Consider the following 331-nt stretch of genomic DNA (forward strand, 5'->3'; position numbering starts at 1 on the left):
GCTGGAGACGTCGCGATGATCGATTTGAGTGAAAGCGGTACGGGCCTCGACGGTTATCCGTTGCTGACTGCCCAGCTCGAGTCACTGTTGAGCGGCGAGCGCGATTTCATTGCCAATGCTGCGCAGTTCAGCGCTTTTGTCTTTCACGAGCTGGAAGGGCTCAATTGGGCCGGTTTCTATCTAGTCAAGGACGATGAGCTGGTGCTCGGGCCGTTCCAGGGCAAAGTCGCCTGCGTACGCATTCCGTTTGGGCGCGGTGTTTGTGGCGCCGCGGCAGCGTCGTTGCAAACCCAGCGGGTGGAGGACGTGCATGCTTTCGCCGGGCATATCG

Annotated in this window: 1 protein-coding gene; it reads left to right on the forward strand. The window is 59.8% G+C overall.

Going from position 1 to position 331, the window contains the following annotated elements:
- Positions 1–15 precede the first annotated feature (15 nt).
- The coding region (locus AC0IYH_RS30300) for a GAF domain-containing protein (RefSeq protein ID WP_471837835.1) at positions 16–331 on the forward strand (316 nt) is incomplete at its 3' end.

The sequence above is a fragment of the Pseudomonas sp. AC463 genome (assembly GCF_979253585.1).